Genomic DNA, 14,885 nt, shown 5'->3' on the forward strand with positions numbered 1-14,885 from the left:
GCCTCACTCCATGGCTTTCTGGTAAACGATGGCCTCCGGGAACTTGCGTACCCTGTAGAGGGAAGAAATGCGGCTCATGGACTCGGAGTGCCCCAGACAGATGAAGCCGCCGGGCTTCATGGCGTCATAGAACGTCTCTGCGGCCGCCTTGCGCGACACGTCATCAAAGTAAATGAGCAGGTTGCGACAGAAGACGACATCAAAGTCCCGGTAGCCCCGGGTGTCGGCCCTGTCTGACAGGTTCACCCGTGTGAACTCCACGCTGGAGCGAACGTCATCGATCAGCTGGTACCCCGCGCTGGTGTGGCGAAAGTACTTTTGCAGGTAAGACGCTGGCATTTGTGCGACCGCACGTGGCGAGTACAGCCCCGCCCGCGCAGCGGCCAGGATGTGCGTGTCAATGTCTGAGGCGACGATTTCAATGTCGTATTCGTTCAGCAGCGCCCAGCGCTCCAGCAGGCAGATGGCGATGGAATACGCTTCCTCTCCAGAGGAGGACGGCAGCACCCAGATGCGCAGCGGCGCCTTGTCCTTTTTGCGGGCTATCAGGTCTGGCAGCAGCGAATTGACGAGGCAACGGAACTGGTACTCCTCGCGAAAGAAGTAGGTCTCGTTGACCGTCATGAGGTTGGTCAGGGATTGCAGCTCTTCGCCGGAGGCTTGGAAGCGCAGCATGGTGAAGTAAGCGCGAAACGATGCGCTGTCGGTGGCTGCCATGCGATCGAGCAAGCGCTTGTCGACAAAGTACCGCTTGCTGGCTTCAAACTGAATGCCAGTCTTGCGGTAGAAGAACTCGCGGAACTTGTCGAAGTCTTCGTCGCTGAGGGTGGGCGAAGTCATGGTGACTCAACTTTCCTGAATCCGCTTGAGCGCCAGGTTGGCCGCAAACTGGATGTAGGGCTCGTGCGCGAAGCGCGCCTTGAGCTGGTTCAGGGGCTGCACTGCCGAGGACGAACCCACTTCGCCCAGCAAGTCCACCGCAGTGGCGCACACATTGATGTGGGCGTCATTGGCAATCACGTCGATCAGCCACGCCTCCACCGAGGGGTGTCTCAGTGACTCCAGGACGTTCACCGCAAAGATGCGCACATCGCTGTCTTCATCGGCCAGCAATTGGCGCATGAGGGGGGCAACCGCATCAGGCAACTGTTTGAGGGCTTCGACCGATTCATTGCGCAGCGCTGCGTCTTCGCTGCGCAGGCATTCGACCAGTGCGTCGACTGCGGTTGCGTCTCCAATCCTCACCAAGGTGGTCAAAATGACCTCTCTCACCGAGTCGTCTTGTTCGTGGGGCAAGCGTTGCGTCAGCAATTGGCTGCAGTTCGGGCAGTCGATGAGGTCTCTGGCAGCCCAACGTCTGGCAATGGCCCGCATGTCTTGCAACTGAGCGGCCAACACGGCGCAATCTCGCTCGGGTCGGATGGTGCGCTGTAGTTCTTCGCTGGGCTGTTGCGCGGCTGGCTCTGGTGATTTGATCAACCCCATGATGGCGTTCCTTTTTATGAGCGGGCGGCCCAGGCTTTGACCTGTGCAGCCACTTTGTCCAGGGGCAGTACCAACGACGCACCCCCGCGAGCAATCAGCTCGCCTGGCATGCCGAAGACCACCGCGGTGTCTTCGGACTCGGCCACGGTGCGGCCTCCGCGTTGTTTGATTTCGGTGAAAGCGTCTGCGCCGTCGTACCCCATGCCTGTGAGCATCACGCCCACCAGCCGATGCGCATCGATGTGTTCCAGCGCAGAGCGGGCCATCAGTTCTACCGAGGGGTGCCACAGGTATTCAGACGCCTCGGGCTTGGGCAGCACGGTGAGCGTGCCGCCTCGGCGGGTCACGATCATGTCGGCACCGCCCTTGGCGACGTAGATGCGCCCAGCCTCCATGGCCATGGGGCGCGAGGCTTCGACCACCTCCAGCGCACACACTGCGTTCAGGCGTGCGGCAAAGGGTGCGGTAAAGCTGGCAGGCATGTGCTGTGCCACCAGCACAGGCCACGGAAAATCTGCAGGCAGTGCGGGCAGGACTTCTTCCAGCGCCCGTGGCCCGCCGGTGGACACGCCCACCAGCAGCACGCCGTTTTTGCCTGGCGCAGGCTGCTCCGCCGCCTTGAAGCTGGCACGCACCGGGGTCTCGCGTGCCTTGAGGGGCTGTGCGCGATGGGCGCTGGACGCGATGGCCCCACTGGGCTTGCGCGTGGGCCGGGCGCGCACGGCGCCCCGCACCTTGGTCAGCAACTCGGCCTTGACGACATCCAGGGAGAGCGAAATCGTGCCCCCGGGTTTGGCCACATAGTCCACGGCCCCCAGGTTCAAGGCCTCAAACGTTGCCAAGGCCCCTTTTTCGGTCAGCGACGACACCATGATCACCGGGACTGGGCGCTCGGCCATGATCAGCGACAGCGCCGTGATGCCATCCATTTCCGGCATGTTGATGTCCAGCGTCACCACATCAGGCTGGAAGTCGCGGTTCTCCACCACGGCCTCCACACCATTGCGGGCCTGGCGCACCTCAAAATCGCCTTGGGTCTGGAACAGCATCGTGAGCTGACGCCGCATCAGGGCAGAGTCGTCAACAATCAGCAGTTTGATCATGGTGTGCCGCCTTTGCTTGCTCAGGCGCTGATCTCGGCCATGCCCGCCAGGTCCATGCTGGAGAGCAGGTGGTCCGGGGCAATGAGCTGCAACATGCGTTTTTGCTTGTCGATGTTGGCCATCCGGGCCAGCAGCGTGGCTTGCTCTGCAGAGACGCGTGGAGCGGGTTCAATGGCTTGGCGAGGAACCTTGAGCACCTCGGCCACGGCATCGACGATGAAGCCGGTGCGTGCGCCTTTGATGAGCAGCACCACAATGCGCTGGCCTTCGTTGCGAGCGACCGAGGCAAGCCCCAGGCGCCGACGCAGATCCACCACGGGCAAGACCGAGCCACGCAGGTTGATCACGCCTTCGACCGCATCCGGGGCTTTGGGAACGTGGGTCAGAGTCTCTGGAACCCGGACGATTTCCTGCACGCTGTCGATGGGCACGCCGAACTCCTCGGAACCCAAACGGAATACCACCACCTGTTCATCATCTCCGGCCCCCGCGTCACGGACGGTGGTGGTGCCTGTCTGCATGTCTTGGGCGTTCACGGCGGTCAATGCCTCCTGGATGGCGGAATGGCGGAAGAGGTTTTCTGTAGAGACGATGGAGACCAGTCTGTCTCCACCCGCGAGCCTGCAGATGTCGGTGATGTCCGCCATATCGCCACTGCGGGCCAGCATGCTGGGCATGCCTTCCACGTCGGCACGAGGGACTCTGAGCACTTCATTGACGTTGTCCACCACGATGCCCACCGATGTGCCCGCAATCGACACCACGACGATGCGGCTTTGCTCGTTGGCAGACGGATCCGGCATGGCAAACATGCGGCGCAGCCCGACCAGCGGCAGAAGGCGGTTGCGCAAAGTCATGATGCCGATGACATGGGACTGCGCGCGCGGTACTTTGATGATCAGATCGGGGACCTGAACGATTTCCTGGACATCCTCGATCGCGATGGCGTATTCCTGGCCCATCACGTCAAAGCTGACCAGGTGCAGTTCTTCCTCGCTGCTGCCCGTGGCATGGCCTTGGTCGTGGCTGCTTGGCTCCATGGCGCCCGCCAGTGCATGGCTTTGGCCCAGCTGACTGAGCTGAGCAAACTCCTGAGCGATCAGCTTTTCAAAGTTCAGCACCATGACCATGGCGTGGCCGCCCACGTCCTTGATCAGGCCCGAGAGCAGGTCGGCATTGACGGTGCTGCCAATGCCTTGAACCCCTTCGATCTTGGAGGCGTCCACACCCACCACGCTGGCCACGCGGTCCACCACAAAGCCCATGGGCTGGCCGATGTCGATCACCACAGCGCGGGATGCGTCGTCGCTTTCCCGATCGGCAAAGCCCAGGGCCCGCCTCAGGGAGACGATCGGCAGCACCTTGCCGCGCAGGTTGGCCAGGCCCTCCAGCGTGGGGGGGGCCAGCGGTACGCGCACGACCTCCGGTACGCGGATGATTTCCTGTACGGGCGCCATTTCGACGGCAAACACTTCGTCACCGGCGGTGAAGGTCACGTACTGGCAAGTGCCCGAGCCATCGGGTTCGCTGCTGGCCGTGGGGCCTGCAGTGGATTCAGACAGAGATTCTTGGGTCATGACATGCCCCTGGTTCAGGCGCTTTGCAGCTCGTCTGCGAGCGATGCCACTTCTTCAATGGCGGCGGCAAGCTCTTCCGCACCTTGGGACTGCTGGCGGGCCGCAGCGGCGGCTTCGTCGGAAGCCTTGGCCGCTTCTTGTGCGGCCGAAGAAATCTGCTCTACACCGCGTTTGACCTGCGTGACTGCAGCGCCGATCTCAGTGGCCGCCGCCAGGATTTCGGTGGTGCCGCGCTCCACTTCCATGATGTCTGTCTCGATCGTTTGCAGGTTGACGGTGGTGAGCTTGGCCTTTTCCACTTCAGCCGATGCCGTGAGCACAATCTCACCCAGGTCGCGGCCCACCACTTCAATTTGGTCTTGAATGGCCTTGACCAGGTCTTTGATGCGGTCTGCGTTCTCTGCAGAGTCCTGGGCCAGGTTGCGGATGTCGGTGGCAACCACCACAAAGCCTTTGCCAAACTCACCGGCACGGGCCGCTTCAATGGAGCCGTTCACCGCCAGCATGTTGGTCTGGATAGACACTGTGGTGATGGCGTCCACGATCTTGTCGATGCGGCGCGACACCAGCTCCAGCTCTTTGACCTGGCGGATGCTCAGGCGTGTGGCCTCTGCAGAAGAGGACACGTTGGCAATCAGGGAGTCCACCGTGGTTTTGTTCACTGCCAGCAGTTGGCGGATGGCCGCCACTTTTTCGCCGCCGGTTTTGCCGCGCTCCATGGCCATTTGCGCGCCCCGCTCGATCTGGCTGATGGCCGCTGCAGACTCTTCCGTGCCTGCGGACTGCACTTCAGCGCCTTTGCGGATCTGATCGATGGCCGTCATGATCTGCGCGCCAGAGCGGCTGATCTCTTGCACTGCAGACGACAGCTCTTCTGCTGCCGACGCCACTTCTTCGGCGCTCTTGGCCACATCGGTCGAGTTTTTCAAGTCCTCAGAGAGCTCCGAAAGGCTGGCTGCGGTTTGCTCGCTTTGCGCCAGGGCCAGGGCCTGTTCTGCCACGGTTTTGGCCGCTTCTTCGGCGGCTGCTGACTGCTCCTGTGCTGCTGCCGCAATGTCTTCCGCTCCCTTGAGCGCCTGGCGTGTGGCCACCGCAGATTGCTGGGCGCCCGTGGCAATTTCGTTGACGCCCTTGACGATCTCTACTGCGTCGTTGCGGATCTGGTCGAGCTGCTGGGTGATCACTTTGCCGTTTTGGACTTCGCTCTCCACCGTCTTGGCAGACTCGCCAATGCCATCGGCAATGACCTTCACCTCTTGCTGGATCTGGCCGACCAGGTCCTGAATCTGCTTGGCGCTTTTTTCCGAGGTTTCTGCCAGGGTGCGCACTTCGTCGGCCACCACGGCAAAGCCTTTGCCGTGCTGGCCTGCACGGGCCGCTTCAATGGCCGCGTTCAGGGCGAGCAAATTGGTTTGGTCTGCAATGCGTGCCACGGCCTTGACGATGTCGCCAATGTTGGCCGCCTGCTTTTCCAGCTCAGCCACCATTGCCACCGAGCCCGCTTGGCGTTCGGCAGACACCGCAACGTTGCTGACCAGGGCTGCCACTTCGGCGCTGGTGCGTGCCACCAGGCCTTGGCACGCTTCGGCTTTGTCGCGGCTGATATCCGCATTTTTGAGCTGCCGGGTGACGGAGCCTTCTACCTGCTTGAAGGCTGCCAAGGATTCCTGGGCGGCACTGGATGCTTCTTCTGCGCCTGTGGCAATCTGGTCTGCCGAACGTTTGAGCTCTTCGGCGGCCGACGCTGCTTCTGCGATACCAGAGGACATTTGCCCCGTTGCGGCGGCAATGCGCTCTGCCGCCTGTTGCTGCTTGGCCAGTGTGCGGGCACGCTTGCGTTGCTGTTCGGCCTCGCGGGTTGCGCTGGCCGAGCTGCGGGAGCTGGCGTTGGCACTATGTTCTGTGGTGGATACGCTGGAAACAGGCTTTTTGACGAGTGCCATGACAGGCTCCTTTCAGGTCGGTTGGGGGATGGTGGGGAACGTGGGGGAGGGGGCTCAGGCTGGGGCGCGTTGGCCCAGCAAATGCACGATCAGTTTGAGAAGTTCTACGGGGCCAAATGGCTTGTTCAGATAGGCCTTCGCCCCCGCCTCCATGCCCGCATCCATGTCACTGTCGCGGTCCAGTGCGGTGAGCATCACGACGGGAATGTTCTTGAGCGCAGGGTCTGCACGCATCGTGGTGCTGACGGCCAGACCGTCCAGGCCGGGCATCATCACGTCCAGCAGCACCAGGTCTGGCTTGTGGGTGCGCGCAAGGTGCAGGCCTTCTTCCCCGTCGCTGGCTTCCAAGACCTTGTAGCCATCAAACTCCAAAGTCATTCGCACCAGTCGGCGTATGTCCGCTTGGTCGTCAATGGTGAGCACAGTCTTTGCCACTGCCTTGTCCTTTTGATAAAAATGATACCTTTTGGCGAATTTTGTTGAACGGCATTCACTTTGCGTGGCCGATTTTTGATAAATCATACGATACAAATGCTTTTTTTGATTCTTTTTGTTTCAAAAAAACATTGAAATTGATTTTTCGGTCCGGTGTTCTTGCGCGTAAATGTCAAATTTATGTACCAAGGCTTGCATGGACCCTGGCCGCACTCCGAACACGCCCAGCGACAGCGCAGCCCTTGGGGCTGAAGGGGGGCGGTGGCCCATGTCTGCGCAGCGGGTTGTTACTGCACCCGGCTTTGTGCAGCGAGGGGCGGGCCGTGGTGTTGGCCTGTGGCAAGAAGGGCTGGCACTCTGGCAGGGCGATGTGCGTGCCCTGCACGTTGCCAGCGGCAGCGTGAGGTGCTGCCCAGCCTGGTGACTGAGATACAGCACTGCATTGTCGAATATTGCTATAAAAAATATAGCTGCTAGCGCTTGTGTATAAAGCGCTAGGGGCAATTCGGACTATGAAAAATGACGCTCCGGCCATTTCCATGGGGGGGATGGAGTTAGAGCCCGCCTACACCGAGCAGCACCGAGCTGCTCGGTTGCGCGGGCATCTCATGGCTGCGCCCCACGGTCTGGGCAACCAAGGCGTGCAGGGCGACGCCCATGGTGCGCAGCACCAAGCCAGCGCTGCGCCATACACCCATCACCCATAGGCCCATGCGGGTGTTTTAGGGCCCTTCTTTGCACAATGGCCCGGTCATTGTTGACAGAGACAAACCACCACCCATGAAGATATCGACCCGTTCCTCTGCCGCCGTTGCAGCCTTGGCCATGGCCGCTTTGCTGGCGCCGCACCTTGCCCACGCCAAGCGGCTGGGTGGTGGCAAATCCGTGCAGCCCACCCGCAGCGCACCGGCGCCAGCGGCCCCCGCAGCGACCAAGGCCACGAGCCCGGCCGCACCAGCGGCTGCCACCCCGGCCACGGCCGCCCCTGCCGCAACATCGGCTGCACCCGCTGCAGCCCCGGCAGCAGCGCCCAGCATGATGGGCACCATGGGGGCGGTCGCCGTAGGCGCCGTGGCAGGCAGCATGGCTGGCAATGCGCTGGCCAATGCCAACGCGCCATCCGACAAGGAAAAGAAAGCCAAGGAAGCTGAAGCAGCAGACAAAGAGGCGGCGGAGTTGCAGCGCAAAACCGACGAAGCCAAAGCCCGCGCCGAGGCGGCACGCAAAGTCAACAAACCCAAGGATGCAGAGGCTGCAGACAAGGAAGCGGCCGAACTGCAGCGCAAGGCCACCGAGGCCAAAGCCAAGGCAGACGCTGCCAGGGCTGCCACCAAGTAGGCCCGCAGGGCAGGGCGCTTCCTGTGCCGACCCCTATGCAGGGTTGGACGGCAGGTAAAAAAACGGGCCGCGAGGGCCCGTTTTGCTAGGGATGACCTGCATCACCCTCGCGAGGCGGTGGTAGCGCGGATCGGGATGGGACGCAAGGCGTCTTTTGGCAGCCAATAGCCCGGCTATTGGCAAGAAAAGCAACGCAGCGGACCGCCCGAGGCCGCGGTGCCACAGACCGCAGGGAGTTATGCAGGTCATCCCTAGGTGTTCTGGCTGAGGTTCAGTGTTGTCGGTGGGCGTGGATCAGGCGGCGGGCCATGATCTTGCGCTCGCTCGCAGCAGCCCCTGCGCAGTTTGGCTGAACCGGTCACCTGCGGGGCTGCATCCCTTCGGCGGATGGTCGCAGGCTATGAAGGGCAGGGGCGCGCGCCCAATCCAACCTTTTGCCGTTCGGCCGCGTCTCGGTAGGCCAGCAAAAAACCATCAGACGCCACCTGATCGGCCAACGCCCTCAGCATGCCTGCGGATTCAGGCCCCAGCACCTCTTCTACGCGGTGGTTCACGGCAGACCACGCCTGCAATGCCTGCTTGAGGCGCGCCTTCCCGTGCTCGGTGAGTGCCGCACGCTTGGTGCGTTTGTCTTGGGCATCAGGTTGCAGGGTGATGAGCCCATCGCGCACCAAAGGCCTCAGCGCATGGGTCAGTGCCGAAATCTGGATCGCGAGCCCGGCGGCCAGCTCCAGCAGCGTTGGGCCCAGCGCCGTTTGAACATCGGTCATCTGGTCGATCGTGCCCGCCAGGGTGACTTGGGTTGCTTTCAAGTCCACACACTCTGCCGCCTCGTCGTACAGATACGCTAGCCTGCGGGCCGCCCGCCGGATCGAGATGTTCGTGCACGGCAAATCCCCCAGCGCTTCTCTTTTGTAGGCGCAAGGGTTCACAGGGTCGATGTCCGTCGTCGACTGGTTTGTCATCGTGCAGATTGTCTATCAGCCCGATGCACTGTCCAAGCACACTTTGCTATTCACTTGAGTGCTCAATGGTTTTAATAAGGGCATATAGTTGTGTACTCAACCCAGTTGCATTGGCTACCCAGCGCACTTCGCGCACAGCCCTTTTTCCACCCTGACCGCGATCCATCCCATGCTATTTAACCCCCTGCAAGCCGGCGCCCTGACACTTCCCAACCGCATCCTGATGGCCCCCCTGACGCGCGCACGCGCAGATGCCGGCCACATGCCCAACGCCATGATGGCCGAGTACTACGCCCAGCGCGCCAGCGGGGGCCTGCTGATCACCGAATGCACCATGGTGGCGCCCAACACCTCCGCATTCATCGCCGAGCCAGGCATTTACTCCGACGAGCAGGTCGCCGCCTGGAAGCAAGTGACCTCGGCCGTGCACGCCAAGGGTGGCCGCATCTTCATGCAAATCTGGCACGCGGGCCGGGCTGCCCATCCCGCCATCAACGGGGGCGCGCCCACCGTGTCGTCCACTGCCACGCCGGTGGAAGGTGACATCCACACGCCCACGGGCAAGGTGCCTCACGTCGCAGCCCATGTGCTGACAGAAGCTGAAATTCCGGCCATCGTGGCCGCCTTTGTCCAGGGTGCCAAAAACGCGATTGCCGCAGGCTTCGATGGCGTGGAAGTGCACGGAGCCAACGGCTACCTGATCGACCAGTTTTTGCGCGATGGCGCGAACGACCGCACCGACGGCTACGGCGGCACCATGGAAAACCGCGCACGTTTCCTGTTTGAAGTGCTGACCGCCGTGACCGCCGCTATCGGCAGCGACCGCGTGGGCCTGCGCCTGTCGCCCCTGAACAGCTACAACAGCATGAAAGACAGCGACCCGCTGGCCCTGATTGGCTTCCTGGCCGAAAAGCTCAATGCCTACAAGCTGGCCTATCTGCATGTGATGCGCGCAGATTTTCTGCAGGCCCAGCACGGTGATGTGCTCTCGGTGGCGCGTGCCAAGTACCACGGGGTGCTGGTCGGCAACATGGGCTACACCGCAGAAGAAGCCGAGCAGGCCATCGCCAACGGCAAGCTGGATGCGGTAGCCTTTGGCACCAGCTTCTTGGCCAACCCTGATCTGCCAGAGCGTATCAAGGCAGGCGCGGCACTGAACGCGCCCAACCCCAACACGTTCTACTCTCCCGGCCCCGTGGGCTACACCGACTACCCCACGATGGCCGGCTGAGGCGGCCATCGCCACGCACCGCTGTATACCGCTCCCATCCGACTTGCTTGCGGCGTCGCAACGGCGCAAAGCGGCAGGGAGGTGGTCGGGGCGGCGAGGCGGTGCATGGCGAGTGTGCGGTCCGTGTTTGAACCGGTACTTGCAGGCCATGCGCCCCAGCAGTGGGCTGCGCGTTGTGCGTCAGCCCCGCCCGACGAAAGGCATCTTGGTGGCCATCACGGTGTGAAAGAGCACGTTGGCCTCCAGAGGCAGGCTGGCCATGTAGCGCACCGACTCACCCACGATGGCCACATCGATCAGCGGCTCCACCGCGATCTCGCCGTTGGCCTGTGGCACGCCTTTGCCCATGCGCGAGGCCAGCTCGGTCAAAGCGTTGCCAATATCGATCTGCCCCACGGCAATGTTGTACTTGCGGCCATCCAGGGCACCGGTTTTGGTCAATCCCATCACGGCATGCTTGGTCGCCGTGTAGGCGATGGAGTTGGGGCGCGGCGCGTGGGCAGATATAGAGCCGTTGTTGATGATGCGCCCACCTTGCGGCGTCTGCGCACGCATCACGCGAAACGCTTGCTGCATGCAGAAAAACATGCCGTTGAGGTTAACGTCCACCACCTCCCGCCATTGCTCGGCCGTCCAATCGGTGAAATCACCAGGCGGGTTGCCCCGGCCCGCATTGTTGAACAGCACATCGACGCGCCCAAACTGCGAAACCGCTTGGGCAAACAGCGCCTCCACCGCTGCCGCGTCGCCCACGTCGGTGGGCACACACAGAACGCGGTCTGCCGCACCGTGCAATGCGTCCGCCTGGGCTCGCACCTCCTCGAGCATGGCGGCGCGGCGCCCTGCCAGAACGGCGTGGTACCCGTCGCTGATCAGCGCCAGCGCCACAGCCTTGCCAACACCCGATCCCGCGCCGGTAATGACGGCCACCTTTTTTGTACTCGCTTGCACATCGATCTCCTGTTTCAGATGTTCATGTAGGCGGAGCGCACACGCACGCCATCGCCGGGCCGGGCAATGGGCCCGGGGGCTCACCTTCTAGCACGGTGGCCGGTTTTGCCGGTCGCTCGTTGAAATACCCCGCAGCAGCGATTGCTTATGACGCAGGGGTGGGGTGCATGCGGATTGCGCAAGGTGCCTGGGCAGACGTAGCAACAAGGCGGTGCGGTGTACTGCCAGCCTGGCAGCAGAAGTGAACATCCTGCCGAATCAAACTGGCATCCCGTGCCAGCGGGGCGAGGGGAGTCGCAGTGGTCACTCATGCGGTAGCAAAGACCGCCGAAGACAAAAAAAGCACCTCGTGCCGGGTGCTTTTTACATACTGGCGGAGACTGTGAGAGCTTGGATGCTAGAAGATTCGGGCGTTCTAGAGGGGTTTCATCTGTCTGTAGGCCAATCTGTAGGCCAAAAAATTCAGCGTGGAAATAGGCATGTGTTGTTTGTTTGATACCTCGCAATTCGTCGCCGAAGTGCCGCATCAGGCCAAGATCGTTCTGTTACTGCAGTTGAATGCGGGTGCTCAATGTTCAAACTAATAGGCTGAAGCCCTCTGCTTGAGCGGGCTTTTGGATGACTCTCACCAAAACTGCCACCAAGGCTTTTGAATTGCCTTCACTGGTCGGGCACTTGGAATTTGAGCACGGGTAGGAGTGCTCGCCGGGATTTTGCGGGCAAGGACCGTAAATGGATTGCTCTCCTCGTCGTCTCTAAACTGATCGTGCTTGAAACCTGTAATGCTCTGCGCCAACTCGGTTGGCACTTCAAAAATGTAGTCGCACGGTTGTGGGTCAGCTGCTAATTGCGCTAGCAAACGATCTCGAATAGCGCCAAATTGTTCAGGGAGCTCACCCTCGGTTTCAAGATGCTCTGCCCCTAGGTCGGAGTCATGCACTACAGCCCATTTCTTCACTCCGTTGCTGAAGTAACTTGCCATTGAAACCATTGCGGCTTCCTCTGCAACGCAAGTGACTACATCGGCCAGCACCGATAGCCGTTCTAGCGAAGAGTTTGAAAGCTCATGAGGCTGAGGATCATTGAAATGCACAAGATACCAGCCAGAAGAGAGCAGAACAGCGTCTACTTCAGACTCCGGAACTGGACCGCGATCTTCTGTTTCAATGAGTGCAAGTTCGGAACGAACCGCTTCCGGAGGCTTGCCGCGCACTGCCAACCAAGAGATATGAAAGCCCACAAAGTTCTCCTATTGCATTCAACCTAAATTGGACTGAAAACTGTCGGGATAAACTGAGCAGTGCGCAACCCCACGCGCAGGGTTATTCACACCGTGTTTTCCGCTTTTTTCGCCAACATCTAATCAGGAATCTACATGCTCGCCACGAGATATCAGAATGGAAATACAAGTAGGAACGAGTCCACTCTTCTCGGCCTGATCAATGATCCCGCGTGCTCTGCCGTTACGCTGTTTTGTTCACCGGGCACGCCTACCGCTGACTTTAGCCAAACAGACGGTTCCGAAAACAATCTGCCCTTACTCGCAGCATTGGCCAAGTACTCCATTCCCGGAATCGATGATGTTTACATCGTTTTTGACGGGATGTTTCTGACGGCGGCACGCCGTCCGCGGTATTTGGAAGTCCGCCAAATATTGGACACGTCCGAGAAGTCTGGGAAGGTTTCATTCGCAACCAAACCGGTCCCGTTCACTTCTGCACTTTCGCCCGCTGAGGCCGTGCAAACATTGCTGAACGCGCAGCCTACTGTCCAACTTCTCGGATCAACTCGTGCTCAGTACTTTGCTTTGCTATGCAGTATTCCCGAAGCACAATACCCCTAACATGTTGTTAGAGGCGACCTACACAGAATGCCGCGCAGGTCGCCTCAAATCAACGTAGAGGAGCACCGCTTGAATTTGATGTGGGCAAAGTGTTGTTGGCTGAGTTCATCCGTTCGGATGAACCACCGCGAACAGCAAGCATTGCGGTGAATTCCCAACATTTCCCGACAGCTAACGCCCGAGTCCGCCCTCCGGGTAGGCCTGACCAGCGTTTGCCTACATACGAATCGGCACCCTCGACAAAAGCGACACATCAAGCGGGCGGGCGCGGCGGGGTCTCGACGGCGCGCCGCGGGGTAAGCGTGCGGGGCACTGGGCGGTTGGGGTGGGGTGTTTGGCTGGGTGTGGGGCGTGGGACAACCGGCACCCCATCTGAAGCTATCGGAGTAGGGGGCTGCGGGGTCTTTGGCGCCTAACCGGACAGGTACACTGTCTAAGTCATCGTCACACACACTAACTGTGCTGATCTTTAACGAAGGCCAACGGCCTCTACTTGAGTTCTTGAGGAACCTGACCCCTCAGGTTCTATTGGCTACAACAGCGCTGTTGCTGTGGGCCAATCTGGATTTCAGTCGATTTGATTTTTCGAACTGGCTTCCAACCCTTGCGTTTTTTCTCTGCGCGGGGCTGTTCTGTTTGGCATTTCTGGCCAACACCAATCAGTTTCTCGATGCAATTCTTGAGAATCTGGGGCTGTATGCACGCTTCGCCAGGCGTCAACGTGCCGGTGGCATGAGTCCACGGCGTGCAACATTCGCGGCTTTTGGGGTCATGTTTCGGCATCGTCCGACCCTGCTTCTGGACTTTATTGGCACCGTAGTGATCGTGAACATGGGCCTGGTCGCGATTGCCTTCGCTGCCTTTAACGCTGCGCGGTCTGCTTGGCGCTGATGAGTCTCTCGTGAGAGAGGTTGCATGCGCCACGTATCGTTGCTGGCTGCCCGACTTCAGGAAGGTGTGTCCTGTAAGAGATACGGCTTGAACGCGCATACCGTACCACCGGCCCAGGTGTTGATTGCGTGCGCCATGCGCGCCTGCAGCGGCGCGATTTCATTGCGGGCAAACACCATGGCCGCCTTTTCCACATCCCCAAAGCCTCCCACGTTGTTGGGCAGCATGCCCATCAGCTGGGGCGGCACGCGGTGGGCGGCCAGCACATCGTCGCGGCTGGCGTTCTTGATGTTCAGGAAGTCGTCCTTGGCGGCCACCTCGCTGATGGGGATCAGCTGGATGCCTTCTTTCCTGCCGTTGGGCGCGTAGTAGAAAAGGTTCTTGAAGTTGCCGCCGCCCTTGGTCTTTGTCAACTGCTCGCGCATCTTGTCCACATCGCCCTGGGACTGTGCCGCATCGGTCACGTAGAGGATGAAGCCCGCGTGGCTACCGTTGTTGTAGTAGCGGCGGCGGAACAGCGTTGCCGACTCGTTCAGCATGGCTGACTGCAGGGCGCCCAGGTAGGGCGGCAGCCCGTAGATTTCCTGGTGAATGTCCTGCTCGCGCAGCTGGAAAACATCGTGGCGCGGGAATTCGTGTGGCGCCTGAATGTCTGTGATGAAAAAGAAGCGGCCAGCCTCGATGCCCCTGCGGGTGTACTTGCCCAGCGCGTGGCGCAGTTCCAGCAGATCGCCCAGCCGGTTGCGACGGCGCTCCAGGTAGGCATTGCCCAGCACCATGTAATCCAGCGCGAAGCCGCTGAAGGCTTCGGCGCTCAGTGCCTGCGATGGGATGAAGGTGCTGGACAGAACATTGATCTTGAAGCGCAGCGCGGATTCGTGGTGCGCGCCCACGCGCAGCAGGCGTGCCAGCGCGGCCAGGCTGACAGGCGGCTCGTACCAGTCGCCACACTGCAGGCATTCGGCGTACTCCAGTAGGGCTGAGCGCCCACCGATCACCGGCTCGGGCTCGCCCAGATCGAAGCTGAATGCCTGTGCCTGCGGCGGCGCTGTGGTTGGTGCTGTCGCTGGCGTTGCTGTCTGTTGTGCCCGTGCTGGCACGCGGCTGTGTCTTTTAGTCATGG

Annotated in this window: 14 protein-coding genes; 3 read left to right on the top strand and 11 right to left on the bottom strand. The window is 60.8% G+C overall.

Annotated elements, in window-relative coordinates; translation table 11 throughout:
• Nucleotides 1-3: 3 nt before the first annotated feature.
• From CLU86_RS02945 to CLU86_RS22765, 7 genes are all read right to left on the bottom strand, one after another.
• Complete coding sequence (locus CLU86_RS02945; protein WP_099740550.1) at nucleotides 4-840, bottom strand: protein-glutamate O-methyltransferase CheR; 837 nt, start codon at nucleotides 838-840, stop codon at nucleotides 4-6.
• 6 nt (nucleotides 841-846) lie between these two features.
• The gene (locus CLU86_RS02950; RefSeq protein WP_099740551.1) at nucleotides 847-1,485 is read right to left on the bottom strand and encodes a HEAT repeat domain-containing protein; all 639 of its coding nucleotides are present in this window, start codon (nucleotides 1,483-1,485) and stop codon (nucleotides 847-849) included.
• A gap of 14 nt (nucleotides 1,486-1,499) precedes the next feature.
• Nucleotides 1,500-2,588, bottom strand: coding sequence for a chemotaxis-specific protein-glutamate methyltransferase CheB (cheB, locus tag CLU86_RS02955; RefSeq protein ID WP_099740552.1), 1,089 nt, complete (start codon nucleotides 2,586-2,588; stop codon nucleotides 1,500-1,502).
• A 20-nt stretch (nucleotides 2,589-2,608) separates the two neighbouring features.
• Nucleotides 2,609-4,165, bottom strand: a complete 1,557-nt coding sequence (locus CLU86_RS02960) for a chemotaxis protein CheW (protein ID WP_099740553.1) — start codon at nucleotides 4,163-4,165, stop codon at nucleotides 2,609-2,611.
• A gap of 14 nt (nucleotides 4,166-4,179) precedes the next feature.
• Nucleotides 4,180-6,108 (bottom strand): methyl-accepting chemotaxis protein, encoded by a 1,929-nt coding sequence (locus tag CLU86_RS02965; protein ID WP_099740554.1) that lies wholly within the window; start codon nucleotides 6,106-6,108, stop codon nucleotides 4,180-4,182.
• Between the two features lie 54 nt (nucleotides 6,109-6,162).
• Nucleotides 6,163-6,543, bottom strand: coding sequence for a response regulator transcription factor (locus tag CLU86_RS02970; RefSeq protein WP_233194754.1), 381 nt, complete (start codon nucleotides 6,541-6,543; stop codon nucleotides 6,163-6,165).
• A gap of 554 nt (nucleotides 6,544-7,097) precedes the next feature.
• Nucleotides 7,098-7,256 carry a hypothetical protein gene (locus CLU86_RS22765; RefSeq protein WP_158236294.1) on the bottom strand — a complete coding sequence of 53 codons (159 nt, stop codon included), beginning with the start codon at nucleotides 7,254-7,256 and terminating at the stop codon, nucleotides 7,098-7,100.
• A 67-nt stretch (nucleotides 7,257-7,323) separates the two neighbouring features.
• Between CLU86_RS22765 and CLU86_RS02975 the strand changes: the two genes are divergently transcribed.
• Nucleotides 7,324-7,881 (top strand): ABC transporter substrate-binding protein, encoded by a 558-nt coding sequence (locus tag CLU86_RS02975; protein WP_369803801.1) that lies wholly within the window; start codon nucleotides 7,324-7,326, stop codon nucleotides 7,879-7,881.
• 398 nt (nucleotides 7,882-8,279) lie between these two features.
• Here the strand turns inward: CLU86_RS02975 and CLU86_RS02980 are convergent, their stop codons facing one another.
• The gene (locus tag CLU86_RS02980) at nucleotides 8,280-8,846 is read right to left on the bottom strand and encodes a MarR family winged helix-turn-helix transcriptional regulator (protein ID WP_099740556.1); all 567 of its coding nucleotides are present in this window, start codon (nucleotides 8,844-8,846) and stop codon (nucleotides 8,280-8,282) included.
• 169 nt (nucleotides 8,847-9,015) lie between these two features.
• Between CLU86_RS02980 and CLU86_RS02985 the strand changes: the two genes are divergently transcribed.
• Complete coding sequence (locus tag CLU86_RS02985) at nucleotides 9,016-10,077, top strand: alkene reductase (RefSeq protein ID WP_099740557.1); 1,062 nt, start codon at nucleotides 9,016-9,018, stop codon at nucleotides 10,075-10,077.
• Between the two features lie 180 nt (nucleotides 10,078-10,257).
• Here CLU86_RS02985 and CLU86_RS02990 read toward each other — a convergent pair whose 3' ends face one another.
• Both CLU86_RS02990 and CLU86_RS22515 read right to left on the bottom strand, forming a co-directional pair.
• On the bottom strand, nucleotides 10,258-11,028 hold the full coding sequence (locus tag CLU86_RS02990; protein ID WP_369803802.1) for an SDR family oxidoreductase: 771 nt from the start codon (nucleotides 11,026-11,028) through the stop codon (nucleotides 10,258-10,260).
• Between the two features lie 625 nt (nucleotides 11,029-11,653).
• A complete protein-coding gene (locus CLU86_RS22515) occupies nucleotides 11,654-12,268 on the bottom strand; it encodes a hypothetical protein (RefSeq protein ID WP_143226642.1) in 615 nt (204 codons plus the stop codon).
• A 1,062-nt stretch (nucleotides 12,269-13,330) separates the two neighbouring features.
• Here CLU86_RS22515 and CLU86_RS03000 point away from each other — a divergent pair.
• On the top strand, nucleotides 13,331-13,762 hold the full coding sequence (locus CLU86_RS03000) for a hypothetical protein (protein WP_099740559.1): 432 nt from the start codon (nucleotides 13,331-13,333) through the stop codon (nucleotides 13,760-13,762).
• A gap of 56 nt (nucleotides 13,763-13,818) precedes the next feature.
• Here the strand turns inward: CLU86_RS03000 and CLU86_RS03005 are convergent, their stop codons facing one another.
• On the bottom strand, nucleotides 13,819-14,883 hold the full coding sequence (locus CLU86_RS03005; protein ID WP_099740560.1) for a phage portal protein: 1,065 nt from the start codon (nucleotides 14,881-14,883) through the stop codon (nucleotides 13,819-13,821).
• Nucleotides 14,884-14,885 lie beyond the last annotated feature (2 nt).

Origin of the sequence: Acidovorax sp. 62 (assembly GCF_002754495.1) — a bacterium.
In the GTDB taxonomy this organism is placed as follows: Bacteria; Pseudomonadota; Gammaproteobacteria; order Burkholderiales; family Burkholderiaceae_C; genus Acidovorax.